At 64.8% G+C, this 15,499-nt stretch carries 15 protein-coding genes; 6 read left to right on the top strand and 9 right to left on the bottom strand.

The window, feature by feature from the left end; all coding sequences use genetic code 11:
• Positions 1–58: 58 nt before the first annotated feature.
• Both EH240_RS26215 and EH240_RS38160 read left to right on the top strand, forming a co-directional pair.
• Positions 59–373 carry a hypothetical protein gene (locus tag EH240_RS26215; protein WP_245436392.1) on the top strand — a complete coding sequence of 105 codons (315 nt, stop codon included), beginning with the start codon at positions 59–61 and terminating at the stop codon, positions 371–373.
• Positions 370–651: a hypothetical protein gene (locus EH240_RS38160; RefSeq protein WP_167484166.1), complete on the top strand. Its 282-nt coding sequence runs from the start codon at positions 370–372 to the stop codon at positions 649–651. Before EH240_RS26215 ends, EH240_RS38160 begins: the two co-directional genes overlap by 4 nt.
• 148 nt (positions 652–799) lie before the next feature.
• On the opposite strand, the gene EH240_RS38155 is transcribed toward EH240_RS38160, so the two are convergent.
• The 8 genes from EH240_RS38155 to EH240_RS26170 form a co-directional block, all read right to left on the bottom strand.
• On the bottom strand, positions 800–955 hold the full coding sequence (locus EH240_RS38155) for a hypothetical protein (protein ID WP_167484165.1): 156 nt from the start codon (positions 953–955) through the stop codon (positions 800–802).
• A 735-nt stretch (positions 956–1,690) separates the two neighbouring features.
• Entirely contained in the window at positions 1,691–2,044 is a 354-nt protein-coding gene (locus EH240_RS26200; protein WP_125004042.1) for a hypothetical protein, read from the bottom strand.
• Between the two features lie 348 nt (positions 2,045–2,392).
• A complete protein-coding gene (locus EH240_RS26195) occupies positions 2,393–2,710 on the bottom strand; it encodes a hypothetical protein (protein ID WP_125004040.1) in 318 nt (105 codons plus the stop codon).
• Between the two features lie 271 nt (positions 2,711–2,981).
• Positions 2,982–4,940 (bottom strand): acyltransferase family protein, encoded by a 1,959-nt coding sequence (locus tag EH240_RS26190; protein ID WP_125004038.1) that lies wholly within the window; start codon positions 4,938–4,940, stop codon positions 2,982–2,984.
• 402 nt (positions 4,941–5,342) lie between these two features.
• Entirely contained in the window at positions 5,343–5,564 is a 222-nt protein-coding gene (locus tag EH240_RS26185) for an alkylphosphonate utilization protein (RefSeq protein ID WP_125004036.1), read from the bottom strand.
• A 491-nt stretch (positions 5,565–6,055) separates the two neighbouring features.
• On the bottom strand, positions 6,056–6,541 hold the full coding sequence (locus tag EH240_RS26180; protein ID WP_125004034.1) for a RidA family protein: 486 nt from the start codon (positions 6,539–6,541) through the stop codon (positions 6,056–6,058).
• A gap of 413 nt (positions 6,542–6,954) precedes the next feature.
• A complete protein-coding gene (locus tag EH240_RS26175) occupies positions 6,955–7,185 on the bottom strand; it encodes a hypothetical protein (protein WP_125004032.1) in 231 nt (76 codons plus the stop codon).
• Positions 7,186–7,215: 30 nt separating this feature from the next.
• Positions 7,216–7,455, bottom strand: a complete 240-nt coding sequence (locus EH240_RS26170) for a hypothetical protein (protein ID WP_125004030.1) — start codon at positions 7,453–7,455, stop codon at positions 7,216–7,218.
• Positions 7,456–7,858: 403 nt separating this feature from the next.
• Between EH240_RS26170 and EH240_RS26165 the strand changes: the two genes are divergently transcribed.
• On the top strand, positions 7,859–8,791 hold the full coding sequence (locus tag EH240_RS26165) for a hypothetical protein (protein WP_125004028.1): 933 nt from the start codon (positions 7,859–7,861) through the stop codon (positions 8,789–8,791).
• 922 nt (positions 8,792–9,713) lie between these two features.
• Here EH240_RS26165 and EH240_RS26160 read toward each other — a convergent pair.
• Positions 9,714–10,619 (bottom strand): LysR family transcriptional regulator, encoded by a 906-nt coding sequence (locus EH240_RS26160; protein ID WP_125004026.1) that lies wholly within the window; start codon positions 10,617–10,619, stop codon positions 9,714–9,716.
• 134 nt (positions 10,620–10,753) lie between these two features.
• Here EH240_RS26160 and EH240_RS26155 point away from each other — a divergent pair, with 134 nt between their 5' ends.
• The 3 genes from EH240_RS26155 to EH240_RS26140 all read left to right on the top strand — a co-directional run bounded on the left by EH240_RS26155 (position 10,754) and on the right by EH240_RS26140 (position 15,376).
• Positions 10,754–12,250, top strand: a complete 1,497-nt coding sequence (locus tag EH240_RS26155) for an MFS transporter (protein ID WP_245436390.1) — start codon at positions 10,754–10,756, stop codon at positions 12,248–12,250.
• 267 nt (positions 12,251–12,517) lie between these two features.
• A complete protein-coding gene (locus EH240_RS26150; protein ID WP_125004022.1) occupies positions 12,518–13,414 on the top strand; it encodes an ankyrin repeat domain-containing protein in 897 nt (298 codons plus the stop codon).
• A 966-nt stretch (positions 13,415–14,380) separates the two neighbouring features.
• The gene (locus EH240_RS26140) at positions 14,381–15,376 is read left to right on the top strand and encodes a group II intron reverse transcriptase/maturase (RefSeq protein WP_425374836.1); all 996 of its coding nucleotides are present in this window, start codon (positions 14,381–14,383) and stop codon (positions 15,374–15,376) included.
• Positions 15,377–15,499: the final 123 nt, after the last annotated feature.

Here is a 15,499-nt window from a genome sequence, read left to right as displayed (position 1 = left end):
TGGTCCAAAGTGTACGATATTGCTTGCGCGCTTTTCGTACATAACGTACGCTTAGCGCATGAATGAGAATCCCGCAAGCATTTCCGCATTGCCAGTGATTCCGGCGCAGCCCACGAGCATCTCGGGACCGCCCACGAATATTTCGGGGCTGCCCACGAGCATCCCGGGGCTTATCGACCGCTGGCAGAGCATCGGCGCTTTCGCCGCCGATGTCGGCTGCGGCTACGAGGCGGCCCGCCAGATGCGCCGTCGCGGCCGCATCGCGCCGCAGCACTGGCCGAATGTTGTCGCGGCGAGCCGCAGGCTGGGCATAGCCGGCGTCAGCTACGAATGGCTGGCCGGCCATCGTGCATCGCTGGAGGAGGCGGCATGAACGCGCTTTCCTCGACTTTCGAATTTGAATCGTCCGGGCCGTCCTCCTCCCCGGTCCGGACGCATTCCGGGGCGCTTGCCCCGGATCCGGTCGAACCGCCCGCACCCCGGTTCACCGGAACGGCCGGAGCCGTTCCTCCCCCGGCTCCGGCCCCCAATTCGGGCGGCACAAGCGGCATCCGCACCGAGGACGGCACCGTCATCCTGTTCGATCGGGCGACGGGCCGGGCGGTGTCGGGCCTGACGCGGGCTGCGCCGAGGCCGCTCTTCTTCGACTGACCGGCGCGGCGCCCGGCGCCGCCTGACCTCAACCCTTTCCCTGACCTCAAGATGCGGCCTCGCGGCCGAACCCTCGCGCTTGGCGGAAGCCAAGCCCTTCGCAAGCCCAAGCCTTTCGCAAGCAACTGGAATGAGACATGGCCGCTGCCTACACTGAAAAGGAAATCGACGAGATCGCCGCCTGGCTGAAGGAGGGGCTTTCGGCCTCGCGCATCGCCGGCCGCTTCAGCGCGCTGCGCGGCAGCCCGGTCTCGCGCAACGCCATCATCGGCATCGTGCACCGCAACGCCGGCCTGCTCGCCATCGGCTTCGCCAACCCCAAGGGCGGCCGTGCCGGCGGCCGGCCGCGGAAGCACGCTGCGCGGCCGGATCGGCCGGGCCGGCGGGGCAGGGTGACGGCTGCAGGGATCACGCTTTCGGAACCGGCGGCGCTTTCCAGACACGCCGAGCTGATGGAAGGCGCCGGCGCCGCAGCCGCCAATCTCCCCCGCAATCTTACGCGAGAAAGTGGGGGAGATGCCCGGAAGGGCAGAGGGGGCGCTGTCCCGCCGGCCTGCCGGTCAATGGAGCCTCAGCGAAGGCGGATGACACCATCGAGGCCCGCGTCGCGCTCAAACCCAAAAAGCCACGCAAACCCGCGCGCACGCTGCCGCCGGCTTGGCTCACACCGGGCAACCGCGAAAAATCCGAGGCCCAGCTCTACAAGCTGCCTGCACCGCCGCCCCCGGTTGCGCCCGGCCGTCAGCCGCATGTCGCGGCGATGCGCTTCCTCGATTGCCTCTTCGGCCGCTGCCGCGCGCCGGTCGACCTCGCTCTGCGGGATCCGGAGCATGATCCGCCGGGCGCGCGGCCCGGCCCAGACATGCTCTGCTGCGGCCTACCGACATCGGCCACGCGGAGTTATTGCGCGCATCATCATGCGCGGTTCCACGGCCATCGCGGGAGGGGGATGTGAGAGGCGGGGCGATGAACGCGCCGTCGGCGAAGTTGCCAATCTCCCCCCTTGCGGGTCCCTCGTGGGGGAGATCGCCGAGCCTCGTCAATAGCGGCAAACCCGCACGCGTTCCAGCACGCGGTGGTGATGGTGCCAGTGCCTCACCCACCTCACATGGCAATGGCGGTAGTGGTGGTGCCGGTAGTAGCGGTACGGATAACGCATCATGTAGCGGGGATAGTGGCCGCCGTAATAGCGCGGGCCGTAGTAGCGCGAGCCGTAATAGCGGCCGCCATAGTCGTAGAACGGATCGCCGTAATACGGGCCGTAAAAGGGGCCGAAGCCGCCGAACGGACCGAAAAAGCCGCCGCCAAGACCGAAGAACTGTGCATCAGCAGGCGCGACCGTGGCTGCCGCGGAGGCGATGGCAATCACCGTAGCGAGTAGCAGTTTTCTCATGGCAACCTCCTCCTAAGGCTGATCATCGGATAAACGCCCCGCAGGAAGCCTATGTTCCCGATCGCTAATATTCCCGCCCGGCGTAACTTCCCACTTAGGGAAGATGGCCGTGAAGCGGTTGCCAGTAGAGAGCCAACCGAGGGCTAATGCATGTCGCGCAAAAGTGTGCAACGGTTTTGCGAAAACGACATGCATAAAAAACAAAGGCCTAAATCGCGTCGCCTGAATCCGTTCCGTGCTTTAGAGCGCCAGGGTTGCACCGATAAGCGGTTCGGGCGTGTGGAATGCACCTCGCGCACGGCGACATCTCCCCTGCAGGGGAGATGAGCCGGTCACAGCGCTAGTCGGTCAGCGCTCGCAGATGCGGATTTTCTCGATAACGCGGCGGTGATGGCGCCAGTGCTTCACGATCCTGATCCGGCAATTATCGCCATAATACCGGTTATGATAGCGAACCACATAACGCTCGCGATAGGGAGTGTAGTAGTCGTCATCATAGACGTCCCGGTAATAGCGGTGAGGGTAATACCCGCCATAGTAGTCTCCGTAATAAGGATCGTAGGACGGGCCGACGCCAATGCCGAACTCGACACTACCGGCACTCGCCGGCGCGATCGCAAACGCCGAGGCGATGGCGATCATCGAAGCAAGCAGAAGCTTTTTCATCGCTGCCTCCTTTTCGATGCATGCCCCTTCAGCGTATTAACGGTTTCGGGGCAGGCGATGTTCCCGGGAAAAGGTGCGCGGGTTATCTCCCCGTAGGGGGAGATGTCGCCGAAGGTGACAGAGGGGGCGCCGCGCGTGAAGCGCCAGCGCCTTGCGGCGCGTGAAAACGCCAGCGCCTTCCGCGACGACGAGAGAGGGCGTCGGCGATCTACGTGAGACGACCCTCTGGCCGCTTCACGGCCATCTCCCCTCGATGGGGGAGATCAGGCGCCTACCTCCCCACCTTCGAAATCACCCTTTTCTCTACCTCCGGCTCCAGCGATTCCGCGAACGGCGTCGCCAGGTGGTGCTGGTCGCGGAAGGCGAGCTTGCCGTCGATGAAGACGTGGCAGGTGGTGGTGTTGCAGAAGCGGTCGGTGAGGTCGACGTAAGATGCATTAGGCACGCTGGTGACGATCTCGCGCTCGACCGCGGCCATCGCGTCGTTGGCGGCATAGCTGCGCGTCTGGTCGCAAAGCGAAGGCGCCTTGTCGCGCCACAGCGCGCGCGCCACGCAGGTGTCGACGTTCTCGTCGTTGAACGGCACGTCGCGGATGAAGGCGATCTTGAGTCCGGCCTTGCTCAAGGTCGTCAGTGTCGAGCGCAGGCCGGCCCGCCACACGGCGTCCGGCGTGTCCGGCTCGCCCTTGCCGGCCGCCATCTTGCGCGAGGAGGTCAGCGACAGCTCCGAGATCACCACCAGCGAAGGCTTCGCGGCGATGATCTCCTTGATCGCCTGCTCGCGCCATTGGTCGCATTCGCGGTAGTTGCGGTTGAGCTTGGTGACATAGAAGGAGAAGCGCGAGGGCCGGCACGAGCTCTTCAGCCAGGTCTCGACGCGGTAGCCGTTCTTCTTTCCGGCCTCGATCAGCGGGGTCGACCAGTGATCGGCATGGGAATCGCCGAACAGCGCGATCATGCGCCGGCCGTTGCCGAACACGCAGGGCTTCGGCGTCACCGTGTCATAGCCCTCCACGCAGGCCTTGGCGCGCGCGGTGGCGGGTTGGGCCGCGCTAGCCGCGATGCTGCGCTGCTCGGGGTCGAGGTCGCGCACGGCGAACGCTGCGTTGCCGTAGGCGGCTGCGACGCCGGTGCCGGTCAGGAGGAGGGCCGGCACCAGCGCCCGCGCCGCATTGGCCATAAGCCAGCCGTTGCGGCGGATCGGATTCTCGATGAGATGGTAGGTGAGCGCCGAAAGCGCCAGCGTCAGCCCGAGGCAGACGAGGCGTTGGGGAAAAGTCAGCTCCTCCACCAGCATGCCGGCATAGACGATGACCGGCCAGTGCCACAGATAGAGCGAATAGGAAAGTTTTCCGATCCATTGCAAGGGCGGCAGCGCCAGGGCGGCATTCACGCCGTCCCTGACGCCGGCCGCGCCCGCCAGCAAGAGGAGGACAGTGCCGGCAACCGGTATGAGCGCCAGGAAGCCGGGGAAGGGAGCCTCCTCGCTGAAGGTGAGGTAAGCGAAGCCGATCAGGGCCAGCCCGCAGAGGCTGAGCGCCAGGGCAAGCCGCGGGTGCTTCTGGAGCAGCCACGCCGGGGCCATCGCAGCCAGCCCGCCGGCGGCGAACTCCCAGGCGCGCAGCGGCGCGAAATAAAAGGCCCAGGGCTGCGACACGGTCGTCAGCCAGGCGCAGACCGCGAAGGAAACGAGGCCGGCAATGCCGATCGCAAGCATGATTGCCCGCTTGCCGGGCCTCAGCCAGGTCGCCAGCATCAGGAGCGCCGGCCAGGCGAGATAGAACTGCTCCTCCACCGACAGCGACCAGTAATGGATGAAGGGGTTGTTGGCGGCGTCGTTGGCAAAATAGTCGAACGACCAGCGGATCAGCCACAGATTGATCACATAGGCCGACGCCCACATCGCGCCCTTGGAATAGAGCGCCTGCTCCTCCGGCGAGAGGATGATCGCGCCCGCAGCAAGCGTCGCGGCGATGACGAAGAGCGCCGCCGGCAAGAGCCTGCGCGCTCGCCGGGCATAGAAGCGCAGGAGGTCGAGCCGGCCGGTCCCGGAGATCTCGCCGACCAGATGGCGGGTGATCAGGTAGCCGGAAATGACGAAGAAGATGTCGACGCCGGCAAAGCCGCCGGGCAGCGCGGTGAGGCCGAAGTGGAAGGCGACGACACCCGCCACGGCCAGCGCGCGCAACCCTTCGATGTCGGGCCGAAAATCCGGCGATGGTGCTGACACGGAAGACGAACCTCGCAATGGTCGTTCGTATCCCGCCTTGCGTAAAGAGTTGCCGCTATGCCTCCATATCGCAATGCAACAAATCTAACGCAGTGCAACATAAGGGGAGGTGGTGAGGGCGACGAGAAAGGGTGGCGCGGCGCCGAAGCTGCCGATCTCCCCCCTTGCGGGGGAGATGCCCGGCAGGGCAGAGGGGGGTGCGAAGGAACGCCAGCTTTCCTGCTCTGCCTGACAAGATCCCATGTCTCAGGAAGGTATGTCGAATGCCGGTAGGCTGGCGGGACAGCACCCCCCTCTGTCCTGCCGGACATCTCCCCCGCAAGGGGGAGATTGCCCGTCGCCCGCGCCGCGCCAATCGCCAGCGCTGCGCTGGAAAATCACCACCTCGGTCCCGGCCCGCAATCACGCCTTCTTCAAAAACTCCGTCTTCAGCACCAGGCCCTTCACCTGCTTGGTGTTGCATTCGATCTCGCCGGGGTTGCCGTTGAGGCGGATGTTCTTCACCAGCGTGCCGCGCTTGATCGTCTCGGACGTGCCCTTGACCTTGAGGTCCTTGATCAGGGTCACGGAGTCGCCATCCTTCAGCGGCGTGCCGTTGCTGTCTCTTACGATGGCGTCTGTCATGGCGGGTCCTTCATCGGTTGGATGGCCTGCGCCCGCCTATCGCGCCGGCGATGGCCTGGTCAAGCCGCTCTTATGGATCGCGCTTTCTTCAAAGACCGGTGGGTCGGACGAGGAAGACGCCCGCGTTCCTTCGCACCCCTCTGTCCTGCCGGACATCTCGCCCTCAAGGATCAATGCCTTGTCTGGCCGGGCGTAGAGCTTGTCAACAAGCAGACCGTACCCCTTGGGCCGAAAGCACAGGAAGGATCGCCATCAGCGAGATGCGATCCGATGAAGCGACCGTACCAGGCCAAGAACGCGACGAAGACCAGCATAAAGGCAACTGCCAGCGCGATGCCACAAGCATCTCCGCGTTGCAGACGTGGCCAGATAAACCTTCGATAACGCTGCACGGCAAGATCCCTCTCGCCGAACATGTAGGTACAGGCTTGGTGGCCGCAAGCGGAGCAGAGCGACACGGTTTCGGGATCATTGCACCGAGATATGGCGCATCACCCCTCGATCATCACCTCGGCCTCGATCTCGACCGGAAGATCGAAGGGCAGGGCAGCAACACCGATTGCCGTGCGGGCGTGGCGGCCGACTTCAGGTCCGAAGACTTCGAGGATGAGGTCCGAAAAGCCGTTCATCACCGCGGGCGTCTGGGTGAAGCCCGGCGCCGAATTGACCATGCCGTGCACGCGGCACCAGCCTGTGATCCGGTCGAGGCTGCCGAGTTCGCGCCTGAGGCTGGAGAGCATCGACAGCCCGACCTTGCGGGCCGATGCCTGCGCCTCTTCCAGCGACACGCTGTCGCCGACGGCACCGAACGGGCCGGCGAGCGAGCCGTCCGGTTCCTGCGGCCCGTGGCCGGAGATGTAGGCGCGGTTGCCGCGCACATTCACCCAGGGAAAGGGCAGCACCATGCCCGGCGGCAGTTTCAGCGGCGGCGGCAAGGCGATACCGAGCGCAGTAAGCTTTTCCTCGGCACCCGGCATGGCACGGCCTCCCTCAGAGCCTTGTCGCGCGTCGCGCCCGGCCGCGACCGCGCCGACCTTTCCGGGTCACCGTCCTTTCGTCAAGAGTGACTTGGCCCGAGACATTGGAGCTTGGCCCGAAAAACTTGGCCCGCGCGGGCCGCAGCTTTGCGATCCGCGCGAGCGGGCGCCGGCCCCCGCCGGCGGCGCCAAGCCACCCGACCCTCAGGCTGGCCGGTGCGGCTCGACCAGGTCGGCCTTTGCCGGCCGTGTCTTTTTCCTCGCATCCTCTTCGCGGATGACCGCGATGCGGCATGCTGGAATCACCCCGAGAGCATGTCTGCCGAAAGTGCGCAGCGGTTTCGGGACAAAGACATGCTTAAAAATCAAAGACCTAAAGCAGGTCGCGTGAATCCTTTTTCACGCGACCTGCTTTAGAAATGCAGGTCCAATGGCGGCGGATAGGCCTGACCCGGTTCGGCGGCATTTGCCGTCCGGCCGGCCAAAGGCACGATGCCGCCGGTGGCCTTTTCATCGAGCAGCGGCCGGTGTTTCTCGGTGCTGGACTTTGTCGTGGTCACCAGGATCTTCGTCTCGGCCTCCGCGGCTTGCGACAGCCCAATTGTGAGGAGAAGCGCCGATAGCGCTGACAGGGTGATTTTCATGACAGTGTTCCCCTTGGTTCTGTGGCCTCCTCATCGCTTGAAACCGGACGCGTCGAGCAGGGCGACCTGCTTGCCGTCGATATAGAAGCGTATCGCGTGCGCCTCGTTGTCTATGGCGATGCGCGTGGGCTCGAGGGCCTGCGGCGCGGGCGCCTTGACATATCTCGACGGCGATCCTCCGGCCGGCGCATATGCGAAGAGCAGCGCCAATGCGATGCATCCCGCGGTAAATACAATGAAGGTGAGTCTGGAAGAGGCGGTTGAGGTCATCTGATGATTCCTTCTTGATGAGGTGGCATTACGGTTCGGTTGTTCCCGTCTTTCGAAGCCGGGTTTCGCCGTTGCTCGGCATCGAGCGTGTCACTGCTCTACGAAGGAAGGGGAGCTCAAGCCCCACATTCAGCGCGTTTTCCTGACGGTCTGCCCCTTGCCCATGGCGAGCTTAGCGCTGGTCGATGGCGCGAAAAGGGGCTACATGCGGAACGGCATGGAATTCTCTGGAATTCCTGGAATATTAGTCGGTAGAAATAAAGCGACAAGGCGCGGACCCGGCGAGATGGCTTGCCTGGTCAGGTTGCAGCCCACAGCGAGCTTGCGGCGGCCATGAAAGCATGATCTTCGCTCGAACAAGAGGCCGATCCCGATTCCATCGGGATGGAACAGGTGCAGCCGGATGGCACTGAACATCGCGCAGAAGTTACGACTGACTTCGGTCGTGCTGGGAACCGCCAGCCGCAAGGACCTGGCGGCGGCGTTCCGTGCCGTCAACCCGAAGACGGCTTTCGATGTCGGCCGCGCCGACAAATGGCTGCAAGGCCGCGCGCAGCCTCGCGAGCACAGCGTCTATGACGATTGGGCGAAAGTGCTGCGCCTCGAGCAGCCCGGCGCCTGGATCGCCGAGAGCGATCTGCCGAGCTTCGCGGCCGCGATCGCCGCCCGCCACGGCATCGAAGCGGCGGAGCTCGAACGCCGCGCCCACGCGCAGTCCGAGGCGTCGCCCGGGCATGACGACAAGGGCATCGGACTGGCGCTCGCCGGGACCTATGCCTGCTATTCGCGCGCCTGGTCGCCCTATTATCGCGGCCAGCTCATCAGGGGCCGCCTGTCGATCGAGGCGGGGCCCGGCGCGCATGCCTTCACCGCCACATATCGCGAGACCTTGCCGACCGGGCAGTTGCAGCTCGGCGGACCGGTCACGCCGGCAAAGCGCAGCCTCTATCTGCACCTGAAGGAGGTGGGCGGCGAGTCGCAGTTCTTCCTTTGCCTGTTTCCGCATACGCAGCCGGTGAGCGTGCTCGGCGGCTATATGGTCGGCACCGCCATCATCGGCCCGGAGGCACAGCCCTCGCTCACCAGGATCCTGTTGGTGCGTCTGCGCGATGCGCCCGCCGCCGAACAATGGGGCGGGTACCTGCCGCCCGGCACCTCGATCGCCGCCGACCTTGCAAGCCTCGGCATCGTCATGGAGCATCCGGAAGCGATCGACAGCCAGCTCGGACAGTTCCTCAATGCCGACAGCGACGGCGGCGTCAACCAGATCCCGCCGTCCGAGTACCGCGCCATCCTCGACGTGTTCGACCGCCATTGGCTGCAGCACGCGGGCTAAGAGCGTGGAGGTTGACAGCGCGGCCGGATCGCGCTCACCTCGACCGATCGTTGGGCCACACAGGAACGGACGATGAAGAAGCGTTACGAGAAGCCCAGGCTGCGAAAGCGCTACAAGCTCTCGGCGGCGACTGCAGCGGTGCCGGCATCAGGCTTCACTTTTTGAGGCTTCGTCGGGTGCTGGCTTAGGTGACGTAGACCCGGCCTTCTTCTCGCGTCGCGCCCGGCCAGGAGCGGGCGGCACACCACGCAGGTGCCCGCCCGTCCGGCGCCGCCGCCAAGCTGCTGAAACCCCGTCCCGTCCCCAACAGCAACGGTCATGGCGTGACCAGTGCTTTGCGAAGTGCCATTGGCGGGCCTTGCTGTCAACGCCGCCCGGGGCGCCTCGCGCAGTGGCGTCTTTGCCGTTGCGCTAGGCCCGAAATCGGCCTGCCGCGATCACACCATTTGCCTTTGGAGGAAGCCCGAAAATGGCGGATTTCCGGGCTTTTCGGCCCTTGCGGAAGGCGACGCCGGCTTTGCCGCCTATGCATTTGAATAGGCTCGTTTTTCACCGGTTGAGGCTTTTTGAGGTTCCCCTTTTACCCCTGACTTTTTTTGGGTGTATTTCCGTAGCGCAACGTCGGCGTCAAATCGCCCCTTCGAGGACCCCTCTGTGAACCGCTTCGTGATACCCTGAAGCCGGCATGCTATGATGCGCCATGCCAGCGGAGGAGGGTGCGATGGGCGATCGGTTGCTCGAAGTGCTTGCCAGGCGCAAGTCCTGGCTGGACAGGGTGGCGCTCGGGCTTCTCATCTTTGTCGCGACGCTGATTGCCGGTCTTATGGGCGGCGCCGGCGCGCAAGAGGTGACGGTGCGCAACCTCGAGCCCTTGTGCGATGCTCCGCGATTTCATTTGTCGATAGGAGCGGATCGCGACGGGTCAAAGTTTCCAGTGCCGCCCGCCGCAGACCTCGCGCACAACACCCCGCAGCCAGCGATGCGCGGGGTCGGCGTCGAGGCGCGGGTGCCATAGCAGCGAGATGGTGAGCTCGGCGAGCTTCACCGGCAGGGCGAAGGTAAACAGGCCTTCGCGCAGCTTGCCCGTATAGCGCTCGGGCACGGTGGCGATGAGGTCGGAGCCGCGCGCCAGCGCCAGCGCCTCCGAAAAGCCCCCGACCACGGTCGCGATTGTCCGCGTCAGCCCGGCGGGCTCCAGCGCGTCGTCCACCGGCCCGCGGTCGAGGCCGCGGCGCGAGATCAATATGTGCCGGCCGGCGGCGAAGCGGGCGGCGGTGATCTTGCCTTCGCTTATAGGGTGGCCCATGCGCACCACGCCGACGAAACGGTCGCGGAACAAAGCCTGCGCCCGCACCTCCGGGCCGGTCGAGCCGCCGATCACGCCGGTCTCGAGGTCGGCGCCGCCCTCGCGCATCGGCGCGCTGTCCTTGTCGGGTTTCGGCACGAAGCGGATCTGCACGCCGGGCGCTTCTTCGGCGACGCGCGCGATAAGGGCAGGGCCGAAATTCTCGACGAAACCGTCGCTGTTGCGCAGCGTGAAGCAGCGCGCAAGGCGTTTCAGGTCGAGCCCCTCGGCGGGACGCAGCACGGCTTCCGCTTCCTTCACCAGCCGGCCGGCTTGCATACTGAGCTCGATGGCGCGCGGCGTCGGCACCAGGCCGCGCCCGGCGCGCACCAGCAGCGGATCGCCTGTCGCCTCGCGCAGTTTTGCGAGCGCCCGGCTCGTCGCCGAAGGGCTGAGCTTCAGCCGCCGCGCTGCCTTGGCGACGCTGCCTTCGGCAAGCAGCACATCCAGCGTGACGAGCAGGTTGAGATCGGGTCGGGACATGGCGCGACCATAGCACGGTCCAGGCTTTGTGACATGGCGTTTGATGCACCGATGAAGTGCAAATGCTGCGCGTTCCGCCATATCAGGCAGGCGCCTATCTTCCCGGCAGGTTTCACCCGCGCCGGAGAACGACCATGGCCGACATCGCAGACCCACGCATCGCATCGGCGAGCCGCTCGGCAACCGGCGCGCTGGCCAGCCTGTCGCTTGCCATGCTCTTGTCCTCGCTCAGCACCAGCATCGCCAATGTCGCGCTGCCGACGCTGAGCACCGCCTTCGCTGCGTCCTTCCCGGCGGTGCAATGGGTGGTGCTTGCCTATCTGCTCGCCATCACCGCGCTCATTGTCAGCGTCGGGCGGCTGGGCGATCTCGTCGGGCGCCGACAGCTGCTGGCGGCGGGTCTCGCGCTGTTCAGCGCCGCTTCGCTGGCAGCGGCGCTCGCGCCGACCCTGCCGCTGCTGATCGCCGCGCGCGCCGCGCAAGGCCTCGGCGCGGCGGTGATGATGGCGCTGACCATTGCCTTCGTCGGCGAGACGGTGCCGAAAGAGCGCACCGGCAGCGCCATGGGCCTGCTCGGCACCATGTCGGCGATCGGCACCGCGCTCGGGCCGTCGCTCGGCGGCGTGCTGATCGCTTCCCTCGGCTGGCGTTCGATCTTCCTCGTCAACGCCGCGCTCGGCGTCGTAGCTGCATTTGCCGCCCAGCGCTTTCTGCCAGCGGGCGAGGCGAGAGAAGATCGCGGCGCGATGAGGGCCGGCGCTCGCTTCGATACGCTCGGCACGGCACTGCTTTCGCTGACGCTCGCCGCCTACGCGCTGGCGATGACTTTTGCGCGCGGCCATTTCGGCGGCCTGAACACCGCGTTGCTTGGGATGGCCGTCCTCGGCGCCGGCCTGTTCCTCTATGCCGAGGGCAAGGTGGCCTCGCCTCTGGTCAAGCCAGCGCTGTTCCGCGACCCGGTGCTGGCGCCGAGCCTTGCCATGAACGTGCTGGTCTCGACGGTGATGATGGCGACCCTTGTGGTCGGACCGTTCTTCCTGTCGCGCGCGCTGGGCCTGGGCGAGGCGCTGGTCGGCGCCGTCCTGTCGATCGGCCCGGTCGTGTCGGCGCTCTGCGGCGTGGCGGCGGGCCGCGCCGTCGACCGGTTGGGCGCATCCGCGATGGTCGTCGCCGGATTGGCGCTGATGGTGATCGGCTGCATTGCCCTGTCGGTGCTGCCCGCGCTGTTCGGCGTCGCCGGTTACGCCACAGCGATCGTGCTGCTGACGCCTGGCTACCAGCTCTTCCAGGCGGCCAACAACACCGCCGTCATGGCCGATGTCGACAGCAACGAGCGCGGCGTGGTCTCGGGCATGCTGAGCCTGTCGCGCAATCTCGGCCTGATCACCGGCACGGCGGTGATGGGCGCGGTGTTCGCCTTTGCGGTGGGCACCGGCGAGGTCGGCGGGGCGGCGCCTGAAGCAGTCGCCGGCGGCATGCGGGTTACATTCGCCGTGGCGGCGGGATTGGTCATGGCGGCGGTGGCCGTTGCGTTGGTCGGCGCGCGTAATCTCCCCCCTCGAGGGGAGATGGCCGGCAGGCCAGAGGGGGTCGTCTCACGTAGATCGCCAGCGGGCAGTGCATCAGTTTGAGCAGAGTAGCGATTCGCCCCTAGATCGCGAACGGGCGATTGAGGCTGCAGCGGGCATTTGCGGAAAGCCGCCGGGAGGCCATGCTAGCGGTTGAAGCGGCTTTCGAGCGGCATATGGCTTGTAATCCCATCCATATATGAGACAATGCTAATATAGAGCCGTGCGTTTTGCACTCCTTTCGGGTCACACGCTATGGCGCGGTACTCCGCGCGGTAATGTCGCAATGGCATAGCCGCCACGCTCGCCCAGCAGCAGGAGGCAACTTCGATGCGCGCAGGGATGCTGTTATTGATATGTTTCTGTTTGATCCCGCTGACATCGCAGGCGGGAGCCATTCATGACGCTGCCAAGAAGGGCGACACGGTTGCCATTACGGCGGCCCTTGATGCGGGCGCGAACGTCAACGACCCTGATGGCTATGCAACGCCGCTCTACTATGCAGTCAGCAGGCAGCATCTCGATGCAGCCAAACTGCTGATCGAGCGCGGTGCAGACGTCAACGCCGGATCGAAGATAGGGGGGGCCCCCTTGATGGCGGCCGTTGCAAAAAACAAGCTCGAATTCATCACGCTGCTGTTGGCGCATGGCGCCGATCCCAACTCAACTCAAGGAGATCAGGCTGCCATACACGTGGCCGTCAAGCATGGCTGCCTGGACTGTGTCAAGGCACTGGTCACAGCGGGGGCTGATGTCAACGCCCGAGGCACGGACCTCGTCGCACGGACACCAATCCATCTTGCCAGGTTCTTCGACTATTCCGAGATATCTGAATATCTCATGGCGAATGGTGTCGTGCTGCCGAAGCCCGGACCGATTGCTCCAAAGTTGGCTTCCGCCGATGTCGAGAAGGGCCGGGCATACTTCGGCAGAAATTGTGACGGGTGCCACAGCAGCGAACCAGGCCAGGGTGCCAAGCAGGGTCCAAACTTGTGGGAGGTCGTCGGCCGCGACAAGGCATCCTCGCCCGAAGCCAAATACTCCAAAACGCTACTGGCTTGGGCGGGCGTGTGGACCTACGAGGACCTGAACACCTACCTTTACGGCCCCACGCTCACCACGCCTGGCGTGTTCATGGAAATATCCGGTGTTCCCGACGAGACCGAGCGCGTTGATCTGATTGCCTACTTGCGAACGCTCAGTGACAAGCCGCTCCCTCTGCCCTAAAGTCTCATGCAAATCCGCTCCGTCAACCAGATAATCGCCACCAAAGAGGAAGCGCTCAAGATCATCAAGGATGCCCAGCCTGTTAAACTGCCGGCCCGTTCCAGTGATCGCTTGAAGCGCCGCTAGGCTCAGATTTCAAACTGATGCATTACGTGTGCCGCGAACACACCAACAGAGAAGGAGGTGTGGAGCTGCAAGAGAGATGAGGGCAGGCCCCTCGGAGCCGGCGATCGGGCGCAGGCTCCAAACCACTGTGAGCTGCTGGCGTTAAGAGCGCTGGTGGTGAGCGTCGCAGGAAAAGGCGGGGGTAAATCCCGTCAGGTGAGATCCGGAGAGACGAGCGCAAGCGAACCGCTGATGACGTGCCGAAATTCACAGGGCGATGTCGAAACCAGAGGGAAGGTAGTGGCCTCTGGGACCAGTTTGGGCGGCGCCCTGGAGCCCGGCCCGAGCGGCATCCGGCTTGGAGGCGGCGTGAACCCGGATCAGGCTCTTTTGTGGAACGCGGGAACCTGTCGCCCCGATGTTAAGGGAGAAGCTCAAGCGGGAAATCCCCACAAGGGCGAGAGTACCGATGCGGGGCACAGGGACGGAGCAGTCCGTAGTAGGGGTGAAGGCTCTGTAATGGGGCTGGACCGAAGGGGCTGCAGTATCCCGCCAAGGTCAGGCGGCCAACCGGCGACGGGAGGAGCCGCATGACCAAGGCAAAGCCGTTTGACATCCCGAAGCGGGAAGTCTGGGAGGCTTTCAAGAAGGTGAAGGCCAACCAAGGAGCGGCTGGAGTAGACGGACAGTCGATTGCTGACTTTGAGGTTGATCTAACTGGCAACCTCTACAAGCTCTGGAACCGGCTGTCCTCGGGAAGCTATCTCCCCCAACCGGTGCGGCGGGTGGACATTCCGAAGGCGGCGGGCGGAACGCGGCCGTTGGGCATACCAACGGTGTCGGATCGCATCGCGCAAGAAGTTGTCCGACGGTATCTGGAGCCTCGACTGGTACCCGTTGTTCCATGTCGACTCCTACGGCTACCGGCCCGGCCGCTCGGCGATCGACGCCGTGCGCACGGCCCGTCAGCGCTGCTGGCGACACGACTGGGTGCTCGACCTCGACATAAAGGCGTTCTTCGACACGATTCCACACGATCTGCTCCTCAAGGCTGTGCGGGCACATACCGACTGCCGCTGGGTACTGCTCTATGTGGAGCGCTGGTTGATGGCGCCGGTGCAAAGGGAAGATGGCTGCATCGAGCCACGGGAGGCTGGAACCCCGCAGGGATCGGTCGTGAGTCCGATCCTGGCGAATCTGTTCCTGCATTACGCGTTCGACCTGTGGATGACACGGACCCATCCGGCTGTTCCATTTGAGCGGTACGCGGATGACGTGATCTGCCACTGCCGAACCCAATCCGCGGCCGAAGCCTTGCGCGCCGCTCTAGTGGAGCGGTTCGCGACGTGTGGGTTGGCGCTCCACCCGCAGAAGACAAAAATCGTCTACTGCGCAGACACCAACCGCAGCGAGCGCTATCCCACGGTCCAGTTCGACTTCCTCGGCTACTCGTTCCGGCCGCGGTTTACGGCATGGCCCAATGGGACATACGGCGTCTCATTCTTGCCAGCGGCGTCCCCAGGGGCGCTAAAGGCGATGCGTCGGGAAGTTCGGCAATGGGGTCTCCAAAACCGGACCGACACAGCCCTTGAGGATCTCGCCCGGCGGATCAATCCCTACGTCCGTGGATGGATCAACTACTACAGTCACTTCTACAAATCGGCGCTGTACGACAGTCTGCGCCGGATTGACTTCCATCTGAGAAAATGGGCCCGCCGCAAGTTCAAGCGCTTCAAGCAAAAGCCGAAAGGCGCGCGCGAGTGGCTCGCCCGTATCATCAGGACCAAGCCAGGGCTCTTCGCGCACTGGCCGCTTCTACATGCCCAATGGCCGGATACCGGGAGCCGTGTGAGCTGAGAGGTTCACGCACGGTTCTAGGAGAGCACGGCGGTGAAATTCCGCCGTGCCACTCGACCCGCCAGCGTCGTCTCTCGCAACCGAAGACGCCGGCGCTTCACGCGCGGCGACCCCCTTTGGCGA

The sequence above is a fragment of the Mesorhizobium tamadayense genome, assembly GCF_003863365.1.
Taxonomy (GTDB): domain Bacteria; phylum Pseudomonadota; class Alphaproteobacteria; order Rhizobiales; family Rhizobiaceae; genus Mesorhizobium; species Mesorhizobium tamadayense.
The sequence above is the reverse complement of the archived record's forward strand: the minus strand, read 5'-3'. Positions and strand labels throughout refer to the sequence as shown.